The organism is Streptomyces sp. NPDC014882, from assembly GCF_043081325.1.
Taxonomy (GTDB): domain Bacteria; phylum Actinomycetota; class Actinomycetes; order Streptomycetales; family Streptomycetaceae; genus Streptomyces.
This window is the reverse complement of record NZ_JBIBWL010000007.1, coordinates 111,787-133,191: the sequence shown is the minus strand read 5'-3', so window position 1 is coordinate 133,191 and position 21,405 is coordinate 111,787. Positions and strand designations below refer to the sequence as shown.

Genomic DNA, 21,405 nt, shown 5'->3' with positions numbered 1-21,405 from the left:
ACGTCGCGCCCCGCGCGACCGGGTCCGCGGAGACCTTTTCGGCCGGTGACCTGGCTCGACGTGCGTCGTCCACCGATCGATCACGCGTAGGGTCGGAAGCGGACGGCAGGCCGCCGACGAAAGGAACAGCACCATGGCGCAGGAAGTGCGCGCAGTGATCGCACCGGGGAAGAACGAAGCGGTGCGGGTGGAGACGATCCTCGTGCCCGACCCCGGACCCGGGGAGGCCGTGGTGCAGATCCAGGCGTGCGGGGTGTGCCACACCGACCTGCACTACAAGCAGGGCGGCATCAACGACGACTTCCCCTTCCTGCTGGGCCACGAGGCGGCCGGCGTCGTGGAGGCGGTAGGCGAGGGCGTCACCGACGTGGCCCCCGGCGACTTCGTGGTCCTGAACTGGCGGGCCGTGTGCGGCCAGTGCCGGGCCTGCCTGCGCGGACGCCCCTGGTACTGCTTCGACACCCACAACGCGACCCAGAAGATGACGCTCGCCTCGACGGGACAGGAACTGTCCCCGGCGCTGGGTATCGGTGCCTTCGCGGAGAAGACGCTGGTCGCCGCCGGCCAGTGCACCAAGGTCGACCCGTCGGTGTCGCCGGCGGTGGCCGGGCTGCTGGGCTGCGGCGTGATGGCCGGCATCGGCGCCGCGATCAACACCGGAGGCGTCGGCCGCGGTGACACCGTCGCCGTCATCGGCTGCGGCGGGGTCGGCGACGCGGCGATCGCCGGGGCGAACCTGGCGGGCGCGGCGAGGATCATCGCCGTCGACATCGACGACCGCAAGCTGGCCACCGCCCGGTCGATGGGCGCCACCCACACGGTCAACTCCCGGGAGACGGACCCGGTCGAGGCGATCCGCGAGCTGACCGGCGGCTTCGGCGCGGACGTGGTGATCGAGGCCGTCGGCCGCCCGGAGACCTACCGGCAGGCCTTCTACGCCCGCGACCTGGCCGGCACCGTCGTCCTGGTGGGCGTGCCCACCCCGGAGATGAAGCTGGAACTGCCGCTGCTGGACGTCTTCGGACGCGGCGGCGCGCTCAAGTCCTCCTGGTACGGCGACTGCCTGCCCTCCCGCGACTTCCCCATGCTGATCGACCTCCACCAGCAGGGCCGCCTGGACCTCGGCGCGTTCGTGACCGAGACCATCGCCCTGGACGAGGTGGAGCAGGCCTTCGAGCGGATGCACCACGGCGACGTGCTGCGCTCGGTGGTGGTGCTGTGATGGCCACCCGCATCGAACGCGTCGTCACCTCCGGGACCTTCAGCCTCGACGGCGGCACCTGGGACGTCGACAACAACGTCTGGATCGTCGGCGACGACCACGAGGCCGTCGTCGTCGACGCCGCCCACGACGCCGACGCCGTCCTCGCCGCCCTCGGCGACCGCCGGCTGACCGCCATCGTGTGCACCCACGCCCACAACGACCACATCGACGCCGCACCCGCCCTCGCCGACGCGACCGGCGCCACGATCTGGCTGCACCCCGACGACCTCCCGCTGTGGAGGATGACCCACCCCGACCGCGAGCCCGACGCCCACCTGGTCGACGGCCAGGTCATCGAGGTCGCCGGCGCCGACCTCACCGTGCTCCACACCCCCGGCCACGCACCCGGAGCGGTCTGCCTGTACGAGCCGGTCCTCGGCGTCCTCTTCACCGGCGACACCCTCTTCCAGGGCGGCCCCGGCGCCACCGGCCGCTCCTACTCCCACTTCCCGACCATCATCGACTCCATCCGCGACCGCCTCCTGACCCTCCCGCCCGAGACGAAGGTCCTCACCGGCCACGGCGACCCGACCACCATCGGCGCGGAGGCCCCCCACCTCCAGGAGTGGATCGCACGGGGCCACTGACCGGCCCGCCCGGCACCCGCCCTCGGCCGACCGCGCGATCCCGCCGGAAAAGGCGACAGGAGATGTCCGGCTTCCACGTGATCCTCGGTGACGTCATCGACGGAGAACACCCACAGGAGGTCGCACATGTCCGGTCCGCTGGAAGGCAGGGTCGCCCTGGTCGCCGGGGCGACCCGGGGAGCGGGGCGGGGCATCGCCGTGGAACTGGGGGCGGCCGGCGCCACCGTCTACGTCACCGGCCGCTCCACCCGCGCCCGCCGCTCCGAGTACGACCGCCCCGAGACGATCGAGGACACCGCCGACCTGGTCACCGAGGCCGGCGGCCACGGCATCGCCGTACCCACCGACCACCTCGAACCCGCCCAGGTCCGCGCGCTCGTCGACCGGATCGCCGCCGAGCAGGACCGCCTCGACCTCCTGGTCAACGACATCTGGGGCGGCGAGAACCTCTTCGCCTGGGACACCCCCGTCTGGGAGCACGACCTCGACGACGGCCTGCGGCTGCTGCGGCTCGCCGTCGAGACCCACGCGATCACCAGCCACCACGCCCTGCCGCTCCTGCTGCGCCGGCCGGGCGGCCTGGTCGTCGAGGTCACCGACGGCACCGCCGAGTACAACCGCGACACCTACCGCGTGAACTTCTTCTACGACCTGGCCAAGGCCTCCGTCCTGCGGATGGCCTTCGCCCTCGCCCACGAACTCGGCCCGCGCGGCGCCACCGCCCTCGCGCTCACCCCCGGCTGGATGCGCTCCGAGATCATGCTCGACCAGTTCGGGGTGCGCGAGGACAACTGGCGCGACGCCCTCGGGGCGGTCCCGCACTTCGCCATCTCCGAGACGCCCCGCTACGTCGGCCGCGCCGTCGCCGCCCTCGCCGCCGACCCCGACGTCGCCCGCCGCAACGGGCAGTCGCTGTCCAGCGGATCGCTCGCCCCCGAGTACGGCTTCACCGACCTCGACGGCAGCCGCCCCGACGCCTGGCGCTATCTTGTCGAGGTCCAGGACGCGGGCAGGCCGGCGGACACGACGGGCTACCGCTGAGCCGGCCCCGCGGGTGATCCGGCTCCGGCCGGGACCCGGCGGGCGGCCCGCGGGGAAGTTCACCGTTTCGTCACAGTACGGCCCGCACCACAACCGAAGCGCCGCCGAACGGGTCTAGTGGGTGGAGTCGCCGGAATCGGGCCGGGGAGAGGCAGGGGCAGGAGTGGCAGTCATGGGGGACATACGCAGACGAGGTGCCGTCGCGCTCGGGGTCACGGGGCTGATCGCGCCGCTGACGCTCGCGCTGGGCGCGGCGCCCGCACAGGCCGCGAGCTGCACCACGCAGACCGGGCCGTACCAGAAGCAGGTCGAGAGGTTCCTCGGCCGGCCGGTCGACGGCAAGCAGTCGTCGGCCGACTGCAAGGCCGTCCAGGCCTTCCAGACCAAGCACGGCATCACGCCGAACATCGGCTACGCGGGACCCGTCACCTGGGGCGTGATGGATCTCATGAACAAGCAGAAGGCGGTGGGCACCAAGCCCAACAAGGCGGGCAAGTGCCCGACCAACAAGGGCCGCATCGCCTGCGTCAACCTCACCCTCCAGATCAGCTGGATCCAGGACGGCAGCCGCCTCGTCTACGGGCCCGTCCCGGTCCGCACCGGACGCGACGGCTACGAGACCCGCACCGGCCTGAAGAAGGTCTACTGGCGCAACATCGACCACGTGTCGAGCATCTACAACGTGCCGATGCCGTACAGCCAGTTCTTCGACGGAGGCCAGGCCTTCCACTCGGTCGGCGTCAGCATGTGGAACCCGCCCGGCTCGCACGGCTGCGTCAACATGACGAAGACGGCCGCGAAGAAGTACTGGTCCCTGCTCAAGACCGGCGACGACGTCTTCGTCTACGGGCGCAAGCCGGGCACCTGACCGGCACCCGACCGACGCCGGGCACGCGGACGTGCGGGCCCGGCGGAGCGGGCGCCGCTGAACGGACGCTACGGGACGAACGCGGCAGAACGGACGTGATCAGTGACACGTCCGTTCTGTCCGCTTAACTCACGTATTACTCACGCCGTCTTCACCCCGGGCCCCGTAAGATTCACACCATGTCCACCACTGTCGAACACCTCACCGAGCGCTCGGCGCGCTCGGCTGCCGAGGTCAACGAGGAGATCAGGGCCCTGTGGCTCCGGTCGGGCGGGACACTGACGGGCGAGCAGCGCGAGGAGTACCAGCGGCTCGTCCTGGAGTGGGCCGCCGCGGCCCCGCAGTCGGCCGACGCGGCCTGAGGGCCGTCCGGCCGTCCGGCCGCGGGACCTTCCGCCTCGCGGCCCCGCCCCCGCACTTCCGTCCGGGCACCTCTCGTGGGTGCCCTTCTCGTCGCCCCGCGACACCGAAGGGGCCCGGTGCCACCGGGCTCCCCGCCACCGTGGCCGGCGTCACCTCACCCCCAGCTCGCCGAGTACTGCCGCTGGTACGCCTTGCGGTCCTGCTCCGCCCGGATGTACCGGGTCGCCACCAGCGCGACCAGACTGCCCGCGATCACCAGCAGGCCGGGCCCGATGGTGCGCGGGTCGGTGAGCCGCGCCACCAGCGACACGGCGTCCGTGCCGCCCGTCACCGGCGTCGTCGAACCCGGCGTGACCGATCCCGGTGCCACCGCCGCCTGCGTCGGTGACGACGACGGCTCGGGAGCGCCCTCGGACGGCGCGGGCGAGGCGCCGTTCCCGGCCGTCTCGGACGGTGCCGCCACGATCAGCTGCACACCGAGCTGCGCCAGCGCCCTCGTCACCGGCTGGAAGAAGGTCGTACCGCCCGTCGTGCAGTCACCGCTGCCGCCCGAGGTGACGCCGAGCGCGACGCCCTCGGAGAACATCGGCCCGCCGCTGTCGCCGGACTCGGCGCACACGCTCGTCTCGATCAGCCCGGAGACGGTGCCCTCCGGATAGTTGACCGTCGCGTCGAGGCCGGTCACCTCCCCGTCGCGCAGGCCGGTGGTGCTGCCGCTGCGGAACACCCGCTGCCCCACGGCCGCGTCGCCGACGCCCGTGATGCGCACGCCGTTGCCGTCGCCGATGGCCACGATGTCCGCTCCCGGACCGGCCTCCCCGTCGGTGTACCGCACGAGCGAGAAGTCGGAGCCGGGGAACGTCGAGTCGACCGTCCGGCCCACCTGCCGGGTGCCCTGGTCGTCCGCGAACCAGTCGGCCCCGGCGGGGCCGCAGTGCCCGGCGGTGAGGATGAAGTCGTCCGACCCGTTGGTGACGTTGAAACCCGCCGAACAGCGTCCGCCGGTCGACAGGATGGGCTGGGCGCCGTTGAGCCGGGTGGTGAAGGTGCCCCCGGTGCGCTCCATGCGGACGAAACCGCCGATGCCCGCCGCCACGTCCGTCATCCGCCCCCAGTCGGCGGCGGACACGGTGCGGTCGCCGCGCACCACGACCTGGTTGGCCTTGTAGTCCAGCACCCAGGCGGTCCCGGCCACCCGGGGCGCCGAACGCAGCGCCGCCGCGGCCGACTTCAGCTCGTTCATGCTGTGCCCGACGACCTTCGCCCCGACGCCCGCCGCGCGGACCGTCGCGGCCGTGGCCTCGTCGGTGACCGCGACGACCGGTCGTCCCTCCCGGTCGACCCAGGTGCCCGCCGTCCGCGCGGTGCCGAGCCGCTCCACCAGCTCCGCGCCGGTGCTCGCGACGGACCGCGCCGCGCCGCCCGGCACGGCCCTGGTGGCGGGCGGCTCGCTCGCCACGGCGGCCTGCGTGACCATGGCGCCCCCCAGCAGGAGTCCGCCGACGGCCGCCAGCCGTGTCGCTCGCCGGACGATCCGTCGTCGTACGTGCCTCATGCCTGGCTCCCGGGAACAGCGAACGCGCGGTACCGACACCGCGGGGGCCCTCCGGTCGTCGAGGACCCCCACTCCCTTACGTGCTGGGACCCGGCCGTGTTCAGCCCGCGGGCGGGCACCTCACGGCTTGCGGGCCACCCCGCCGAACATGGCGACCTCCGCCGGCTCCGCCCCGCCGCTCTCCTCCGGCCGCCAGCGCGAGCAGGACACCACGCCCGGCTCCAGCAGCTCCAGGCCCTCGAAGAAACGGGCCACGTCCTCGGGCGTGCGCTGGGTCAGCTTCGGCGTGCCGTGCTCGTTCCAGAACCTGACGGCCTCGTCGACGTCCGGCATCGACGGGCTGGTGACGGTGTGCGAGAGCACCAGGTGGCTGCCCGCCGGCAGCCGGTCGACCAGCCGGCGCACCAGGGCGTACGGGTCCTCCTCGTCGCCGACGAAGATGACGACGCCCAGCAGTATCAGCCCCACGGGCTCGCCGAAGTCCAGTGTCCCCGCGGCGTGTTCGAGGATCGCGTCGACGTTGCGCAGGTCCTCGTCGAGATAGTCGGTACGGCCCTCGGGGGTGCTGGTGAGCAGGGCGCGGGCGTGCGCCAGGACCAGCGGGTCGTTGTCGACGTAGACGATCCGCGCGTCCGGGGCGGCGGTCTGCGCCACCTCGTGGGTGTTGTCCGCGGTGGGCAGGCCGGTGCCGATGTCGAGGAACTGGCGGATCCCGGCCTCGTGGACCAGATGGCGCACGGCGCGGCCCAGGAAGAGGCGGTCGGCGCGGGCGTACTCGCCGATGCCCGGGTGCAGCCGGCGGATCTGGTCGCCGGCCGCGCGGTCGACCTCGTAGTTGTCCTTGCCGCCCAGCCAGTAGTTCCAGATGCGGGCGGTGTGGGGCTGGTCGGTGTTGATGCGGTCGCGCAGCGACTGTGCCGCCTCGTCCACGGCCGGCGGGTTCTCGGTCACGGAACTGCTCCTGGGATGCGTGGTGTTTACGGTTCTTCGGTTCTTCCGGATCGAGGAGCAATCTAGTCGCGGGAGTTGATCTCCGTGTCCGGTCCGTCGCTTTGCGTCGCCGCGACCGGCCGCCGGTCCGGCCCCCGGCGTGGGCCCAAGGCCGGGATCCCGCGCGCGGCGTCCGGTGAACCGGATCCGCCGCGCGCCCGCACCCCCGACCGCCTCCGGCGCCGTACGCGCACGAAGCGGCGCACCCGCCCCGGCGACGTCCTGCCGCCGGGGGGCGCCGGGACGGACGTCCCGCCCGCCGGGCCCGTCGTGCGGGCGGCCGGTGCCGCGACGACCCCGGGCGACACGGGCCGGCCGGCGGGCGGCGGCCGCACCGAGGCGCCGGCGGCGCCGGGCGTGTACGGCCGAACCCCGCGGCCTCGCCCGGCATCCTCACCGGGGCGGGGCCGCGGGGCGGCGGCCGACTGCGCCGGTCCCGGTGCGCGTGCCTACACTGCGGGCATGGACGACAAGGCGCTCGACCGGCTCGGAGCGGGGAAGTACCTGCTGATCACCAGCTACCGGAAGAACGGCACCGGGGTCGCCACCCCGGTGTGGGTGGTGCGCGACGGGGACGCCCTCGGCGCCTGGACGGTCGCCGACTCCTGGAAGGTGAAGCGGATCAGGGCCCGCGGCGACGTCATGGTCGGTCCCTGCGACGTGCGCGGCAACCCCACCGGGGAGCAGGTCCCGGCCCGCGCCGAGATCTGCGACGCGCCGACCACCGCCCGCTACCGCACCCTGCTCGCCCGCAAGTACGGCGTCGTCGGCCGCCTCACGCTGCTCGGCAGCAGGCTCCGGCGGGGCCCGGACGGCACGGTCGGGATCCGCGTGACCCTGGACGGGTGAGGGGGCGGGGACCGCCCGGCCCCCGCCCCCTCCCGCCCCCTCCCGCCCGCGGCCGCGGCGTCCGCCCGCGGCCGTGCGGGCCACGATGTCCGCCCGCGGCCGTGCGGGCTACGGCGCGTCCGTCACCGTTCCGGTGCGGACGGGGCTGCCGGGCAGCGGCTCGCCCTCGTCGTCGGTGAGCGCCAGGCGCAGCGACTCGGCCGGCTCGGCCACCTCGTCCGCCACCGTCACCACGGTGAGGTCGGCGGTGGTGGTCCCGGCCGGGACGTGCGCCCAGATCCACAGATCCGCCTGCGACAGCGGGCGTTCGGGGTCGGGCAGTTCACCGGTCTGGTCCGTCAGCCACCGCGGGTCGACGTCCTTGGTGGACAACTCGGCGCCCCCGGTGACCGCGAGCACCCGCACCGGCTGCCAGAACTCCACCTCGGCCGCCTCGGACAGGGTGATCCGCCAGGTCAGCGTTCCGCCCTCGGTCACCCGGTCCGTGACCGGGGTCAGGGTCACCTCGGGCGCGGGGTCGTCGTTCCGCGCGGTGACACCGCCCCGGTAGGAGCCGACGACGGCGCCGCGCACGGCCTTGGCGAGGAGGTCGTGCTGCTCGTCGTAGCCGAAGCGGGTGTCGCCCCTCACCTCGACCGGCACGTCGAGCGGGGTGGCTCCGGGCCGCACCGTGACCAGCCGGTCCACGGACCGCCCGGTGCCGGGGTCCACGACGGAGAAGCGGACCGTTCCGCTGCCGTGCCCGGAGACCCGCACCGGGACGTGGTAGGTCCGGGTCCCGGAGTCGCCCTCCTCGACGGTGAGGCGGCCGATGTCGACGCGCGGCAGAGCCGCCGGCCGCACCACCGGGGTACCGGGCGCCCAGCCCCAGGCGTCCATCAGCCAGGCCTTCCCGGACGCCGAACGCGGCGTCAGCTCCAGCGACGTGACGCGCCCGAGGGCGAGTCCGGCGCGGGTGGCCGCGGTCAGCGGGACGCGCACTTCGCGCGCCCAGTAGGAGGCGGTGCGCTCGCTGCCGGGCAGCCCGTCGACCGTGACGCGGCCGAGCCGGGCCCGACGGCCCGCGGAGTCGGTGATCGCCACGTCCAGTTCGGTGCCGGTGGTGTTCGGCGGCACGAACACGCGCAGCGCCAGGCTCCCGGCGCCGGTGAGGGAGAGCGGCGCGGCCGGCCGGACGCGCGTCACCGCGCCCGGCGCCGTCCAGTCCAGTGCCACCGCGCTACGGCCGGCCTCCTCGTCGCTCTGCCACCAGGCGAAGTGGGGCGAGGAGCCCTTGGTGCCCTCGGGCAGGCAGGCCTCGGCGGGGTCGGGGTCGACCGCCGCGCACAGCCTGCCGCCGGTGACGCGCACCCCGCCGTCGGGCAGGAACCCGGCCGTGCGGCGGGCGCCGACGGCGTGGGTCAGCACCCGGGCCGGGTCCGCGGACGGGGCGCGCCGCCCCGAGCCGTCGAGCAGCGGGCGCACCCGGTCGTCGCCGGCGACGAACAGCCGGGCCGCGGCGGCGACGTAGGTGGCGCCGGCCCGGTGCTGCTGGTCGGCGGTCAGCCGGGTGGGGGCGCCCGCGGAGCACACCGGGTCGGGCTGCTCCGGGTCCTCCCAGAAGTCGTCGGAGGAGGGCGCCTCGGACCGGCCGGGCGTCCACTCGGTGTTGAAGAAGTTGTGGTTCGCGCCGACCACGTACACGGCGCTGTGCAGGGCGGTGCCCCGGCTGACGCCGCGCGTGCCGTCGACGTACACCTCGCCCTGGAGGTCGGAGACGTCGCCGTCGCAGCCCGGCAGGATCGTCGTGGAGGGCACGTCGGCGACCGGATTGTGGCCGAAGACCGTCGGTCCGACGAGGACGGTGCCGCGGATCTTCCAGCGGACCGGACCGCGGTAGCCGTCCTGGGCGGCCGGCGGCGGGTACAGGCTGTCCATCGCCGCCCGGTTGACGCCCTCGCCGCCGCGGGAGTGCCCGACGAGCAGGACGCGCGAGAGGTCGGCCGCGGGCGCGCCCCGTACGGCCGCTGGGGCGGTGCCGGGGCGGGCGGCCCAGCCGGCCCACTTCGCCAGGTGCTGCCGCACCAGCGAGGACCGGGCCTGTGCGCCGCCGTCCTCGGCCTCCCAGTCCTGGCCGTTGACGCCGTTGGCGGAGATCGACACCGTCACGTAGCCCTGGGAGGCGAGCAGTCGCTGGTCCTGCAGGTACCCCCGGTGGCTCGGGATCGCCTTCGTGCCGGCCGGGCAGGGCCAGTCGCCGGTCACGTCGTCGGTGCCCGGCTTGTAGCAGGTGCCGTGGCGGCCGTGCAGGAAGAGGGCGAGGGGCCGTTCGCCGGTGGCGCCCCGGGGCGCCACCACCACGGCCCGCATCTCGACCGGCGCGGCGAAGCCGGGCAGCTTCACCGGGTCGAGGCCGTACTCGCCGGTGAGCGTGCGGTACGGGCCCGGCCTGCCGGGGTCCACGGGGTTCGCCGGGAGCGCCGCCGGGGGCCTCGCGGCGGACAGCGCGTCGCGGTGCCTCCGCGCGGCCCCGCCGGCCGGCACGTCCAGCCGGCGTCCGCCCGACAGGACCTGGAGGTCCGTCAGGGGCGCGTCGCCGGCCGCGTCCAGGGGAAGCCGGAACGTGCGGCCGTCGTCCGCCCGCTCCGGGGCGCCGAGCAGCCGGTCGCCGGCGCGGAACTCCACGCGGGCGTCGCCCATCGGCACGGGGGCGGGCGCGCGCCACACCAGCTCGCGCGCGGCCTTCCCGCCGCCGATCCGCCAGCCGGGCGGCAGACCGCTGCCGGGGGAGGCGGCCGACGTCGTCGTCGTTCCGGACGGTTGCTGTGCTTGTGCCAGTCCCGGTGTTCCCGCCAGGGCCGCGAGCGCGGCCACGGCGGTGACACCTATTCGCCGGGCACGGATCAAGGGTCCACTCCTCAACGTTCGGAGCGCGGGAGCCCCGTCCGTATCCGGAGCCCCTCACGTCCCGGAGGAAGGGAAAGGGGACCCGTGGGTTGCCTGTGCCGACCGTCGTGTGCCGGATTCTGCCCGCGCGGGACAAGAATTCGGTCATCCGTGACCGCCCGGACCGCGACCGCTTCCTGACCGGCCGTCCGGGACCGTGGGGAAGGGGGTGCGGAAGAGGGCGCGGAGGGAAGGTGGGGGGAGGAGAGGTGTCAGTGCCAGGCCCGGTACGGCTCGTCGAGCAGCTGGAAGACCGGCTCGCCCCGCACCGGGTCCTTGGCGGTGGACAGCCGGACCCGGTCGCCGCTGTGGATGCCGATGAGCGGGCCCGTCACCCGGCCGCGCACCACGAAGCCCTCGCTCATCTCGACCAGGGAGACGTTGCGCGCGGACGGGGTGTTGCGGTGCACCACCGTCGCGTGGCGGACCGTACCCGTGCCCTCGCTGCGCTCCGTGCGCAGGTCGCTGCCCTGGCACACCGGACACAGCAGCCGGTGGTACATGGCGGTGCCGCACCAGGTGCAGCGCTGGAAGAGGATCGCGTCCGTGTCCGTGGCGGCCTTGCGGTCGAGAAGGCTCGCCGAGGTGCCCGCCGCCTGCTGAACGGCGCTTCCTGAGTGGTGGTACACGCTGGTCAACTCCCTGCACTTCGGCCGGAATGCGCCGTGCGCGGCTCACCCGGGCACGGGCGTGCGCGGTTCGCCGTGCCACCGTGCACGCCCACAGGGTATGGCACTCAGTGCCACCCGTAAAGGCACTGCGTACCCCCAATCTGACGGGGCCCCGCCGCCGCCCTACCCGCGTCCGAGGGTCGTCTCGATCTCCTGCACCACCCGCCACAGGGGCGCTCCGCGCCGCGACACGACGACCACCACGTCCTCCGGGTGCCCGGGGTCCCCGCCGCCTCCGGGGTGCCCGGGGCGGTCCGGCCGCCCGGGCGCCGGGGCCGCGTCCGCGGGCCCGTCCGCGGCCCCGGCCGGGGTGCCGAACGCGGACTGCACGTAGCCGAGGGCGCGGTCCACCGTCGCGCTCGCGTCGCCCGTGCCGTCCGAACGCAGCCAGGAGCGCAGCGCGTTGTTGTGGGCGGCGACCACGGCGGCCGCGATCACGTCGGCCCGCAGGTGTCCGCCGGGCCGGCCGGCGAAGCGGCCCCGGAGGTACTCGGCGAGGGCGCGTTCGTAGCGCCACACCACCGACAGCTCGTACGCGCGCAGTCCCGGCACCTGTTTGGTGAGCCGGTAGCGCTGCACGGAGAAGGAGGGGTTCTCGGCGTACATCCGCAGCACGAGCCGGGCGGCGTCGCACACCCGGCGCACCGGCTCGTCCCCCTCGTCGCCCGCGGCGAGGAAGGCGGTCATGTCGGCCAGGCAGCGCTCGTGGTCGGGGAAGACCACGTCCTCCTTGGAGGGGAAGTAGCGGAAGAACGACCGTCGTCCCACCCCCGCGAGGGCCACGATGTCGTCGACGGTGGTCTGTTCGTAGCCCCGCTCCGGGAAGAGCCGGAAGGCCGCCGCGACCAGGGCGTCCCGCATGGGCGGCTTGGCGCCGGCCGCCTCGGCGCTGTCACTGGAGCTCATGGCAGGGAACGTAACACCCGGCCGAGGACGATGGCACTCAGTTCCCTCCGGGGGGAACCGAGTGCAGTCGCCGGAGCGGCGCCGTCAGAACCGTTCGGCCGCCTCGACCACGTTGGTCAGCAGCATCGCCCGCGTCATCGGACCGACCCCGCCGACCGGCGGCGCGAACGACCCCGCGACACCGCTCACGTCCGGGTGGACGTCACCGAGGATGCCCTCGACGGTGCGGGTGAGACCGACGGACAGCACGGTCGCGCCCGGCTTGATCCAGTCCGGCGTCACCATGTGCGCGACACCGGCCGCCGCGACGACCACGTCCGCCACCCGCGCGTGCGCGGCGACGTCCTGGGTGGCCTCGTGGCACAGGGTCACGGTGGCGTGCTCGGAGCTGCGGGTCAGCATCAGGCCCAGCGGGCGGCCCACCGTCACGCCGCAGCCGATGACGCAGAACTGCTGGCCGGTGATGGCCACGTGGTTGCGGCGCAGCAGGTCGATGATCCCGCGCGGGGTGCAGGGCAGCGGCGCCGGTATGCCGAGCACCAGCCGGCCCAGGTTGGCCGGGTGCAGGCCGTCGGCGTCCTTCACCGGGTCGATCAGTTCCAGCACGGCGTGCGTGTCGATGTGCGCGGGCAGCGGGAGCTGCACGATGAACCCGGTGCACGCCGGGTCGGCGTTCAGCCGCAGCACCGCCGCCTCCACGTCGGCCTGCGAGGCGGTGGCGGGCAGCTCGACGCGGATCGACGCGATGCCGACCTGGGCGCAGTCGCGGTGCTTGCCGCCGACGTAGGAGCGGCTGCCCGGATCGTCGCCCACGAGGATCGTGCCGAGTCCCGGGGTGATGCCGCCTTCCTTCAACGCCTGCACGCGCAGGGCGAGTTCGTTCTTGATGTCGGCCGCGGCGGCCTTGCCGTCCAGGAGTGTTGCGGTGGTCACGAAAGTCGCGGGCCCTTCAGGAGTACCGAAGACGTACAGACGTACAAGACGTACAAGGGGGACGACGGGGAGACGACGCTGTCCCGGACCGGTCGCACGGTCCGATACCCGACCCCGTCATCGTACGTCCCGCCCGTACCGGACCGCCCCGGCGAGGACGCCCGCCGCCGGGCCCCGGACGGAACCTCCCGGCACCCCCGACGTACGCTGCCCGCACCGCCCGCACTGCCCGCACCGCCCGCACCGCCCGCACCGCCCGCACCGCCCGCACCGTCGAGGAGTCCCGCATGTCCGCCGTCCGCCGCCGTCTCCTCTACGTCACCGACCTCGCCTACGAGGCCCGCGGGCGCCGCTACGGCGACGAGGACGTCTTCCTCACCTCCCGGCTGCGCGCCCACTTCGACCTCGCCCTGTGCCACCCGCTGGAGGCGGCCGCGCTGATGGACGCCTTCGACGCCGTCGTCGTCCGCAACAGCGGCCCCGTGCTCGGCTACCGCGAGGAGTACGACGCCTTCCGCGAGCGGGCGCTGGGCGCCGGCACCCGCGTCTACAACCCGCTCACGGGCCGCGCCGACATGGCGGGCAAGCAGTACCTCCTCGACCTGAGCGCCGCGGGTTTCCCGGTGATCCCCACCGTCGACCGCCCCGAGGACCTGCACCTGCTGCCCGCGTCCGACCGCTACGTGGTCAAACCCAAGCTGGGCGCCGACTCCATAGGCCTGCGGATCGTCGCCCCCGACGCCCTGCCGGCCCTCGCCGACGGCGCCACCCTGATCCAGCCGTGCGTCGACTTCGCCCACGAGATCTCCTTCTACTTCGTCGACGACGACTTCCAGTACGCCCTGTACGCCCCGCACCCCGACCGGCGCTGGCGGCTGGAGCCGTACGACGCCACCGCGCGGGACCTGGAGTTCGCCCGCCGCTTCGTCGACTGGAACGGCCTTCCGCACGGCATCCAGCGTGTCGACGCCTGCCGCGCCCCGGACGGCGAGCTGCTGCTGGTCGAGCTGGAGGACCTCAACCCGTACCTCTCCCTGGACGTTCTGGACGACGGGACACGGGACGCCTTCGTCACCGCGGTGACCCGTTCCCTGCACGGCTTCCTCGCCGGCTGAACCCCGCCGCCCCCGCGTCCGTATCCCTCCCCGGGAACGCGGGAGACCGGTGCGGAAGCCGGTACGGAGGGAGAGCAGCGTGCCGACAGCGGACGAGCCCGGAAGGCCGCACGAACGTCCGGTCCTGGAACCCGTCCGGGTCCTCAGACCGCGCAACACCGACGCCCTCGCGGAGCTGTTCCGCGAACTGGACGAGGCCAAGGGCACCCCCGCCCCCGGGCACACCAGGCACACCCGGGGCAGCGGGGACACCAGGGACACCAGGGACCCCGAGGACACCGGGGTCTACGACAGCGTCACCCTGCCGTCCGAGGAGCGGACCCAGGAACTCCCGCCGGTGCCGGCCGCGAGGCCGTCCGCCGCCCGCGGTCCCGGACCGCGCCGGGGCGTCGCCGCCGCGGCCGCCGTGCTCGCGGCGGCGCTCGTCGGGTTCGGCTGCGCCCTCCTGCTGCCGGACGGCGGCCGGGACACCGCCGCCCGGACCCTCCCGGCCGCCACCGCACCCGCCACCACCGCCGTCACCGCCGCGCCCCCGGCCGACCCCGACGGCCCCGGCACCCTGCGCGAGGGCGCCACCGGCCCGGAGGTCGCCGACCTCCAGCAGCGCCTGCGCCGCATCCCGGACGTCTACGACGACGGCGCCACCGACGGCCGCTACGACACCGTCCTCACCGAGGCCGTGGCCCGCTTCCAGCTCTGGTACGGCATCCGCGGCGACGAGAGCGGCGTCTACGGCGACGACACCCGCCGCGACCTGGAGTCGCGCACCGGCTGACGGGCGCTACGCGGGACGTTCGTCCTCGCCGGGCACCCGGATGTCCAGGACGCACACGTCGTCCCGCTGCTCCGGCTCCAGCAGCGCCCCGAGCAGCCGGCCCAGCGGGACCGAGCCGGCCGCGCCCGGCAGCACGGCGGCGCGGGCCAGCCGCTCCAGGCCGTCGTCGATGCACTCCGAGGGCCGTTCGACCAGGCCGTCGGTGTACAGCACCAGGCGGTCGCCGGGTTCGAGGAGGCACTCGGACTCCTGGTAGCGCGCGGTGTCGGCCGCGCCCAGCAGCATCCCGAAGGGCCGGTCGAGGTAGCGGGCCTCGCCGTCCCGCACCAGCAGGGGCGGCGGATGGCCCGCCTGCGCCCAGACCAGCCGCCGTTCGCGGGGGTCGTAGCGGGCCAGGACCATGGTCGCCGTGCCCTGCGGGTCGCGGGAGTGCAGCAGCAGGGCGTTGAGCCGGGCGAGCGCGCCGGTCAGCGACGAGCCGGTGATGACCATGCCCTTGGCGGTGAAGCGCAGCAGGGCCATCGCGGCGACCGCGTCGACGCCGTGCCCGGCCACGTCGCCCACCACGAACAGGGCGTCGCCGTCGGGAAGTTGGATGGCGCTGAACCAGTCGCCGCCGACGTTGAGGCCCGACTGGGCGGGCAGGTAGGCGATGTCGACCCGCAGTCCCGAGAGGTGCACGGGCTCTTTCGGCAGCGGGAGCAGCGCGTCCTGGAGCCGGGCCGCCATCGTGCGTTCGGCCTGCAGCACGCCCTGCTGGGTGAGGATGGCCCGCTCGCTGGCGACGAGGGCGAGTTCGGCGCTGCGTTGCGCGGTGATGTCCTGGACGAAGCCGTGGACCTCGACCGGGGTGCCCCGGTCGTCCGGCACGGTCTCGGCGACGAGTCGCAGGTGCCGGGTCCCGTCGTGGGCGGGGGACCGGAACGGCACGTCGCACCGCCGGCCCTCCAGCACCAGGTCCGTGACGGCGCGCGCCACCGCGGGCATGTCCGCGGGCAGCGCCAGGCTCGGCAGCTGGGCCAGCGGCACGGCGCCCCGCGCGGGGTCGCGGCCGAGGACGGCGAAGACCTGGGAGGACCAGTTCACCTCGTCGGTGACCAGGTGCCAGCTGGCCCAGCCGAGGTTGCCGAGCCGCTGCACGTCCGCGAGCCGCTGCTCCTGCCGGTCCGAGGGGTCGTGCCGGATCCAGTTGAGGACCAGCCCGTCGCCCAGCCGCGCCACCCGCGCCGAGTAGGTGGACAGCTCGCCGCCCCCGGCCACGACGTGCTGCCGGGCGAACGGCTCGCTCTCGTACGGCTGTCCGGACGTCAGGGTGTCCAGGCAGCCCTGCCACAGCGGTTCCCCGGCCGTCCCCGGCCAGCACTCCAGGAAGCGCATCCCGAGCAGTTCCCGGCCCCGGCGGCCGACGGCGTCGGAGGTGTCCGCGGTGGCGGCGTCGACGCGGAAGTCCTCGACGTCCCCGGACGGGGAGCGCAGCGGGGTGAGCAGGACCGAGGCGCCCGGGAGCCGGTCGAACACCGTCCGCACCGCCTCCGCCTCCGCGTCGATCGCGGGGTCCTGCCGGATGCCGAACATCCGCAGCGGGCCCGCGCACAGCCGGGCGGCGGCGAGCAGGTGCCGGCGGACGGCGGGGGTGAACGGCTCGGTGCGGCGCCGGAGCACGCCGATGGCGACGTCGGCGGACCGGCCCCCGTTCGTCACGGGCAGCCAGGCGCGGGTCGGCCACCGTTCGGCGGGTTCCCCGATCAGCTGGTAGCGCCACCGGTCCGCCGACGTGTTCTCCAGCCAGCGCGCCTCACCGGAGTCGAGGGCGTCCAGCGCGGCTATCCCGCTCAGCGGCGGCACCCGGCGCCACTGCTCGACGAGCACGTCGTCCACGCCCGCGTGTCCGACGAGTTCGAGCCCGCCGGCCGGCAGCCGCGTGAAGATCATCACGGCCTCGGCCCCGGTGTCCGGCGGGAGGTGGTCGAGCAGGCAGCGGGCGAGGTCCTGCGGTCCGCCGACCCGGACCAGGGCCCGGGCGAAACGGGCCAGGGCCTCGCCGTCGGGTTCCGCGCCGGGCGGCGCGGGCGACGGCGGGCGGTCGGTGACGTCGTCGGCGCGGGGCGGCCGCACGGCCGTGCGGCCGGACGGGGCCAGGTCCCCGAGGGTGATCCAGCACTCCTCGAGCAGGGTCCGCCGGGCCTCCTCGGCCCGCCGCTGGAGCTCCTCGTGGGCGGCGGCCAGGGAGCAGCCGGTACGGGCCATGAGAGCGCCCCGGGCGCGCTCCAGCACCACCGAGGTCGCGGTCTTCTCCTGAAGCCGGTCGAGCTCGGCGCGTTGGCGCGCGACGACCTTGGCCAGGGCGGCCAGGTCGGGGAGGGGGCCGGCCTCGGAGGGCCGGGCGGCTTCGCTCGTCACGTTTCGAGGATCGCATACCGGCCGGAGTCCGGGCACGGCCTTCCGGAACCGCTCCCGCCAGCGGTGACGCGGGCCGGGCGGACGAAGCGGAGGAGGCGGTTCAGCGTCCGGGGCCGCTCTCCACGAGCGCCTCGGAGACCGCGCGCACACTGCGGGCGATGTGCTGGAGCTGCATCACCTCGGCGGCGTACAACTTGATCGTGTGTTCGATGACGGACTCGGGCAGGCCGAGGCGCGGCAGGTCGGCGCGGGCGGTCTGGAGCGCGGTGCGGGCCACCCGGATCTCGTGCTCGACCTGGATCCGCGCGTGGCGCGCGAGCAGCACCGGGTGGCGCAGCAGCGCGGGGTAGCTCGCGTAGCGCGCGGGGACCAGTTCGCGCAGCCACTTGGCAGCGGAGCGCTCCCAGTCGTAGCTGCCGGGGGTCTTGACCTGGCACGGCCAGTCCGGGCTGATGCGCGTCGTCGTCAGAGGCATGGTGATCGCTTCCGGGTGTCTGTCGTCGTGACGGGTGGTCCGACGGTTCTGGGCGGCCCCGGCCCAGGGGATGACCGGGGCCGCCGCGGGCGCTCGTTCCGGCGAGGCCCCCGAGCCTCCTCGGCGCCGACGCGGGTGGGTGACGGCGGCTTCGGGTGCTCGTTCTGGTGCCCTTGGCGGGCGGGTGCGGCCGTGAGCAGTATTTATATATGCCGTCTTCTTTGCAAGACGTATGAAAACATTCATGTGTGATGCGTTCGCGATGATCCGTCGGCGATTCCGGGGGGAGGGGGTGGGGGAGCCGGCGGTCGGCGCCGGGTCATTCCCGCAGGAAGAACTGGTGCTGCTCGGCGATCTGCTCGTACTCCTCCAGCCGCGCCTGGGTCCGTTCCGGGCCGGCGTCCGTCATGGCCTGGAGCAGCGCCGCGGCCATCACGCCGGGGGCGGCGTAGGAGTCGAACACCAGGCGGGAGCCGGTCCCGGTGGCGAACGTGACGTCGGCCTCGTCGGCCATCGGCCCCAGCGCCAGGTCGGTGACGAGCGCGACCCTGAGCCCGGCGCTGCGCGCGACGCGCATCGCGGTCAGCGTCTCCTGCGCGTGCCGGGGCATCGAGAACGCCAGCACCCACGTCCCGCCCGCCTCCCGGGACTGCAGCAGGGCGTCGTAGGCGACGCTGCCGCCCCGGGTCACCAGCCGTACGTCCGGGTGGATGCGGCGGGCGGCGTAGGCGAAGTACTCCGCCAGCGAGACCGAGATGCGCAGGCCCAGGACGGTCAGCGGGGTGGAGGCCGACAACTGCCGGCCCACGTCGATGACCCGGTCCGGGTCGGCGAAGTCGCGGCGCAGGTTCTCCAGGTTCTCCAGCTCCGCGTCGACCGCCGCCTGGAGTTCGTTGCTCCGGTTCTCCTCCGCCGCCGGACCGCCCGAGAGCGTGCCGAGCGCGATCGACTGGAGCCTCTCCCGCAGCGCCGGGTAGCCGCTGAAGCCGACGGCCGCCGCGAACCGGGTCACCGAGGGCTGGCTGACCCCGACCCGCTCGGCCAGGTCGGTGATCGACAGGAACGCCGCCTCGGTGAGGTGCTCGATCAGGTACTGGGCGATGCGCCGCTGCCCCGGGGACAGATGGGGCCCGTCGAACAGCGTCCTGAGCCGGGAGGTCGAGGACACCTCCGCCTCCGGACCGGTCCTGCCCGAGGTGATCGTGGTCGCCTGTGCGCGTGCCTGCTGGGGCGATGGCACCGGTTCTCCTCCGTGTTCTCCCACGAGGCTCAACATAGCCCACGGACCGTGCCCGGCCGGGTGCGCGGGAGAGGGGGCCGGGGCCCGGGAGAGGGCGGGAGAGGTCCGGCGGGACGGTGGGCGACGGCGTACGGGCGGGAGCAGTCCCCCAGGGCCGTGCGGCCCGGCGCTGGGCGGGTGCGGGTGTCTGCGCCCGCCCGCCGCCGGACCGCTCCCGCCCGTCAGGGCGTCAGCGCCGCTCGATGCGCACGGACAGACCCTCCGCCCTGTACACCGGTACGGTCCGCAGGCGGTCGGAGTCCTGGTCCGTCACCCGGGACGGGACGGACCTCGTCGTCCGCACCGCCGCCTTCACGGCCGTCCTCGGCGGCGACGATGCCCACGGGGAACCGGAACCGGCCGTGCGCGCACACTGACCGCGCGCACGGTCAGACGTCGAGCGTCATCCGTGGGGTCCCGCGCACCGCGTAGGCCGGCAGCCGCGCGTCTTCGAGGTACTCCCGGGGGAGCGACAGCCCGAACCGCCGCTCCACGACGCCCAGACCGCGACGGTAACCGGTCCGGTAGTCCTCGTCCTCCGACGGGAGGCACGTCCTCCCGTCGGAGGAGAGGATTCCGGCCGCGACGAGGTCGGGCAGGAGCAGATCGGGTTCCCGCCCCCAGCGCCACACCTCCTCGCGCAGTCCGAAGCCGCACAGGAAGACTCCGTCGTGGGCGTAGTCCACCGAGGCGGGCGGATGTTCCTGCATGGGCACGTACCGCACGACCTCGACGCCGTCCCGCGATATTTCCGCGAGCAGGTCACCACCGGTCGAGTCGCCGTACTCCACGGCGAGGGACCAGCCGCCGCACTCACCGACCCGCACCACCCCATCCCCGTGATCACCGGGCCGGTACCAGCACACCCCGAGGTGCTCCACCTCCAGGTCCGTGAACGGCCCGGTCGCGCCGTCCGGGGCGCCACCCATGCGCACGGCCAGCTCCTCGGGGGTGATCCCCCGGGCGAACACGACGCTGGACATCCAGTGCTCACGGTCGACCAACCACACGATTCCGTCGCTCATGGTGGGGACCCTAGGCGGAGGCACCGACAGCGGGACCGCCGAACTCGAGGGCGCCGGGGACGAGTGGCGTCGCCCGACGGGCGGGCCCGGCGGACCCCGCCCCGCCGTGCCGTGGGGAGGCCGCCCGCCGCGGCAGGGCCGGCGCTCAGTCGACGGACCGCGCTCCGGTCCGGCCCGGCCCCACGCCACCCGGCACCCCCCGCACGACCAGATCCGCGCGGTCGCGCGTGGCCGCCACCAGGTCGGCGTTGTCCTGGTCCGGGCCCCGGACCCAGGCGGCCGCCTCCCCGTGCGACTTGCCGAACTCCTCGTGGCGGGCGACCAGTCGGCGCACGCGTTCCTCCTCGTCGGCCTCGCAGAACCACACCTCGTCCAGCTCGGCGCGCACGCGCGCCCACGCACCCGTGCCCAGCAGCAGGTAGTTGCCCTCCGTCACCACGAGGCGGGCGCCCGGCGGCACCGGGACGGCACCCGCGACCGGCTGCTCCAGAACCCGCTCGAAGCCGGGCGCGTACACGACCTCGTCGCCGTCCGCCTCCTCCCGCAGCCGGCGCAGCAGGGCCGCGTACCCGGCCGCGTCGAACGTGTCGGGCGCCCCCTTGCGGTCGCGGCGGCCCAGCCGGTCCAGTTCGGCGTCGGCGAGGTGGAAGCCGTCCATCGGCACGTGCGCCGCCCAGGGCTCCCCGGCGCCGTTCAGGTCCCGCACCAGGCGCTCCGCGAGCGTCGTCTTGCCCGAGCCGGGGGCGCCGGCGATGCCGAGGATCGCGCGCCGTCCCGGCCGGGTGAGGGAACGGGCGCGGGGCAGCAGGTCGTCATAGGTGAGCACACAACAGAGTTTCGCAGCCCGGAAGGGGAACCGGAGGGGCCGGAGGAGTCGGAGGGGCCGGTGGTCCTGGAGGCAAGGAGCGGGACGGGACATGTCGGAGGACGAGAGGCGGATCCGCGCGCTGATCACGCGCTGGGCCGACGCGGTCCACCGCGGCGACCTGGAGGGCGTGCTCGCCGGCCACGCCGAGGACCTCCGGCTGTACCACGTGACCCCGCCCGACGACGGCATCCGCGGACTCGCCGCCTACCGGGCGCTGTGGCCGCCGTTCTTCGCCTGGCAGGCCGACGGCGCGCTGTTCGAGATCGACGTCCTCGACGTCACCGCCGGCCCGGAGGTCGCCTTCGCGTACGCCCTGCTGCGCTGCGGCACCCCCGGGGAACTGGCCGAACGGCCCACCCTGCGGCTGCGGCTGACGTTCGGTCTGCGCAAGCGGCGCGGCCGCTGGGAGATCGCCCACGAGCACCACTCGTTCCCGCACGACTGACCGCGCGACCGACCGCGCGTGTTCCCGCACGACTGACCGCGCGACCGACCGCGCGTGACCCTACGACCGAC

21 protein-coding genes are annotated in these 21,405 nt (G+C 74.5%); 10 read left to right on the top strand and 11 right to left on the bottom strand.

Features of this window, described 5'->3' with window-relative positions:
* Positions 1-133: 133 nt before the first annotated feature.
* The 5 genes from ACF09K_RS18350 to ACF09K_RS18330 all read left to right on the top strand — a co-directional run bounded on the left by ACF09K_RS18350 (position 134) and on the right by ACF09K_RS18330 (position 4,122).
* Entirely contained in the window at positions 134-1,222 is a 1,089-nt protein-coding gene (locus tag ACF09K_RS18350) for an S-(hydroxymethyl)mycothiol dehydrogenase (protein ID WP_392244739.1), read from the top strand.
* Positions 1,222-1,851: an MBL fold metallo-hydrolase gene (locus ACF09K_RS18345; RefSeq protein WP_392244737.1), complete on the top strand. Its 630-nt coding sequence runs from the start codon at positions 1,222-1,224 to the stop codon at positions 1,849-1,851. The genes ACF09K_RS18350 and ACF09K_RS18345 overlap by 1 nt, the downstream gene beginning before the upstream one ends.
* Before the next feature lie 126 nt (positions 1,852-1,977).
* Positions 1,978-2,892 carry an SDR family oxidoreductase gene (locus ACF09K_RS18340; RefSeq protein WP_392244735.1) on the top strand — a complete coding sequence of 305 codons (915 nt, stop codon included), beginning with the start codon at positions 1,978-1,980 and terminating at the stop codon, positions 2,890-2,892.
* A 172-nt stretch (positions 2,893-3,064) separates the two neighbouring features.
* Positions 3,065-3,760 (top strand): L,D-transpeptidase family protein, encoded by a 696-nt coding sequence (locus ACF09K_RS18335; protein ID WP_392244733.1) that lies wholly within the window; start codon positions 3,065-3,067, stop codon positions 3,758-3,760.
* A gap of 179 nt (positions 3,761-3,939) precedes the next feature.
* Positions 3,940-4,122: a hypothetical protein gene (locus tag ACF09K_RS18330; RefSeq protein ID WP_392244732.1), complete on the top strand. Its 183-nt coding sequence runs from the start codon at positions 3,940-3,942 to the stop codon at positions 4,120-4,122.
* Between the two features lie 155 nt (positions 4,123-4,277).
* Here the strand turns inward: ACF09K_RS18330 and ACF09K_RS18325 are convergent, their stop codons facing one another.
* Together ACF09K_RS18325 and ACF09K_RS18320 are read right to left on the bottom strand one after the other, a co-directional pair.
* Positions 4,278-5,678, bottom strand: a complete 1,401-nt coding sequence (locus ACF09K_RS18325) for a S1 family peptidase (protein WP_392244730.1) — start codon at positions 5,676-5,678, stop codon at positions 4,278-4,280.
* A gap of 120 nt (positions 5,679-5,798) precedes the next feature.
* A complete protein-coding gene (locus ACF09K_RS18320) occupies positions 5,799-6,629 on the bottom strand; it encodes an SAM-dependent methyltransferase (RefSeq protein WP_392244728.1) in 831 nt (276 codons plus the stop codon).
* Positions 6,630-7,130: 501 nt separating this feature from the next.
* Here ACF09K_RS18320 and ACF09K_RS18315 point away from each other — a divergent pair.
* The gene (locus ACF09K_RS18315) at positions 7,131-7,517 is read left to right on the top strand and encodes a PPOX class F420-dependent oxidoreductase (protein WP_392244727.1); all 387 of its coding nucleotides are present in this window, start codon (positions 7,131-7,133) and stop codon (positions 7,515-7,517) included.
* A 108-nt stretch (positions 7,518-7,625) separates the two neighbouring features.
* On the opposite strand, the gene ACF09K_RS18310 is transcribed toward ACF09K_RS18315, so the two are convergent.
* The 4 genes from ACF09K_RS18310 to ACF09K_RS18295 all read right to left on the bottom strand — a co-directional run bounded on the left by ACF09K_RS18310 (position 7,626) and on the right by ACF09K_RS18295 (position 12,952).
* The gene (locus tag ACF09K_RS18310; RefSeq protein WP_392244726.1) at positions 7,626-10,403 is read right to left on the bottom strand and encodes a hypothetical protein; all 2,778 of its coding nucleotides are present in this window, start codon (positions 10,401-10,403) and stop codon (positions 7,626-7,628) included.
* 251 nt (positions 10,404-10,654) lie between these two features.
* Positions 10,655-11,071, bottom strand: coding sequence for a Zn-ribbon domain-containing OB-fold protein (locus ACF09K_RS18305; protein ID WP_392244725.1), 417 nt, complete (start codon positions 11,069-11,071; stop codon positions 10,655-10,657).
* 165 nt (positions 11,072-11,236) lie between these two features.
* Positions 11,237-12,019, bottom strand: coding sequence for a TetR family transcriptional regulator (locus ACF09K_RS18300; RefSeq protein WP_392244723.1), 783 nt, complete (start codon positions 12,017-12,019; stop codon positions 11,237-11,239).
* An 84-nt stretch (positions 12,020-12,103) separates the two neighbouring features.
* Positions 12,104-12,952 (bottom strand): bifunctional methylenetetrahydrofolate dehydrogenase/methenyltetrahydrofolate cyclohydrolase, encoded by an 849-nt coding sequence (locus tag ACF09K_RS18295; RefSeq protein ID WP_392244722.1) that lies wholly within the window; start codon positions 12,950-12,952, stop codon positions 12,104-12,106.
* 287 nt (positions 12,953-13,239) lie between these two features.
* Between ACF09K_RS18295 and ACF09K_RS18290 the strand changes: the two genes are divergently transcribed.
* On the top strand, positions 13,240-14,067 hold the full coding sequence (locus tag ACF09K_RS18290; protein WP_392244720.1) for a hypothetical protein: 828 nt from the start codon (positions 13,240-13,242) through the stop codon (positions 14,065-14,067).
* Positions 14,068-14,146: 79 nt separating this feature from the next.
* On the top strand, positions 14,147-14,842 hold the full coding sequence (locus ACF09K_RS18285) for a peptidoglycan-binding protein (protein ID WP_392244718.1): 696 nt from the start codon (positions 14,147-14,149) through the stop codon (positions 14,840-14,842).
* A gap of 6 nt (positions 14,843-14,848) precedes the next feature.
* On the opposite strand, the gene ACF09K_RS18280 is transcribed toward ACF09K_RS18285, so the two are convergent.
* From ACF09K_RS18280 to ACF09K_RS18270, 3 genes are all read right to left on the bottom strand, one after another.
* Positions 14,849-17,242, bottom strand: coding sequence for a SpoIIE family protein phosphatase (locus ACF09K_RS18280; protein WP_392244716.1), 2,394 nt, complete (start codon positions 17,240-17,242; stop codon positions 14,849-14,851).
* A 100-nt stretch (positions 17,243-17,342) separates the two neighbouring features.
* A complete protein-coding gene (locus tag ACF09K_RS18275; protein WP_392244714.1) occupies positions 17,343-17,717 on the bottom strand; it encodes a hypothetical protein in 375 nt (124 codons plus the stop codon).
* 319 nt (positions 17,718-18,036) lie between these two features.
* Positions 18,037-18,957 carry a MurR/RpiR family transcriptional regulator gene (locus ACF09K_RS18270; RefSeq protein ID WP_392244712.1) on the bottom strand — a complete coding sequence of 307 codons (921 nt, stop codon included), beginning with the start codon at positions 18,955-18,957 and terminating at the stop codon, positions 18,037-18,039.
* Positions 18,958-19,199: 242 nt separating this feature from the next.
* On the opposite strand from ACF09K_RS18270, the gene ACF09K_RS18265 reads away from it, so the two are divergent.
* Positions 19,200-19,373 carry a hypothetical protein gene (locus ACF09K_RS18265; protein WP_392244710.1) on the top strand — a complete coding sequence of 58 codons (174 nt, stop codon included), beginning with the start codon at positions 19,200-19,202 and terminating at the stop codon, positions 19,371-19,373.
* Between the two features lie 12 nt (positions 19,374-19,385).
* Here the strand turns inward: ACF09K_RS18265 and ACF09K_RS18260 are convergent, their stop codons facing one another.
* Positions 19,386-20,021 carry a DUF6461 domain-containing protein gene (locus tag ACF09K_RS18260; RefSeq protein ID WP_392244708.1) on the bottom strand — a complete coding sequence of 212 codons (636 nt, stop codon included), beginning with the start codon at positions 20,019-20,021 and terminating at the stop codon, positions 19,386-19,388.
* A gap of 145 nt (positions 20,022-20,166) precedes the next feature.
* Entirely contained in the window at positions 20,167-20,847 is a 681-nt protein-coding gene (locus tag ACF09K_RS18255) for a nucleoside/nucleotide kinase family protein (protein ID WP_392244707.1), read from the bottom strand.
* Between the two features lie 91 nt (positions 20,848-20,938).
* Here ACF09K_RS18255 and ACF09K_RS18250 point away from each other — a divergent pair, with 91 nt between their 5' ends.
* Positions 20,939-21,334 carry a nuclear transport factor 2 family protein gene (locus tag ACF09K_RS18250; protein WP_392244705.1) on the top strand — a complete coding sequence of 132 codons (396 nt, stop codon included), beginning with the start codon at positions 20,939-20,941 and terminating at the stop codon, positions 21,332-21,334.
* Positions 21,335-21,405: the final 71 nt, after the last annotated feature.

What these genes read in the sequence shown, in the direction of transcription:
- ACF09K_RS18350 (WP_392244739.1), top strand. Translation starts at nt 134, where the DNA reads ATGGCGCAGGAAGTGCGCGCAGTGATCGCACCGGGGAAGAACGAAGCG.
- ACF09K_RS18345 (WP_392244737.1), top strand. Translation starts at nt 1,222, where the DNA reads ATGGCCACCCGCATCGAACGCGTCGTCACCTCCGGGACCTTCAGCCTC.
- ACF09K_RS18340 (WP_392244735.1), top strand. Translation starts at nt 1,978, where the DNA reads ATGTCCGGTCCGCTGGAAGGCAGGGTCGCCCTGGTCGCCGGGGCGACC.
- ACF09K_RS18335 (WP_392244733.1), top strand. Translation starts at nt 3,065, where the DNA reads ATGGGGGACATACGCAGACGAGGTGCCGTCGCGCTCGGGGTCACGGGG.
- ACF09K_RS18330 (WP_392244732.1), top strand. Translation starts at nt 3,940, where the DNA reads ATGTCCACCACTGTCGAACACCTCACCGAGCGCTCGGCGCGCTCGGCT.
- ACF09K_RS18325 (WP_392244730.1), bottom strand. Translation starts at nt 5,678, where the DNA reads ATGAGGCACGTACGACGACGGATCGTCCGGCGAGCGACACGGCTGGCG.
- ACF09K_RS18315 (WP_392244727.1), top strand. Translation starts at nt 7,131, where the DNA reads ATGGACGACAAGGCGCTCGACCGGCTCGGAGCGGGGAAGTACCTGCTG.
- ACF09K_RS18300 (WP_392244723.1), bottom strand. Translation starts at nt 12,019, where the DNA reads ATGAGCTCCAGTGACAGCGCCGAGGCGGCCGGCGCCAAGCCGCCCATG.
- ACF09K_RS18290 (WP_392244720.1), top strand. Translation starts at nt 13,240, where the DNA reads ATGTCCGCCGTCCGCCGCCGTCTCCTCTACGTCACCGACCTCGCCTAC.
- ACF09K_RS18275 (WP_392244714.1), bottom strand. Translation starts at nt 17,717, where the DNA reads ATGCCTCTGACGACGACGCGCATCAGCCCGGACTGGCCGTGCCAGGTC.
- ACF09K_RS18265 (WP_392244710.1), top strand. Translation starts at nt 19,200, where the DNA reads ATGCGCACGGACAGACCCTCCGCCCTGTACACCGGTACGGTCCGCAGG.
- ACF09K_RS18260 (WP_392244708.1), bottom strand. Translation starts at nt 20,021, where the DNA reads ATGAGCGACGGAATCGTGTGGTTGGTCGACCGTGAGCACTGGATGTCC.
- ACF09K_RS18250 (WP_392244705.1), top strand. Translation starts at nt 20,939, where the DNA reads ATGTCGGAGGACGAGAGGCGGATCCGCGCGCTGATCACGCGCTGGGCC.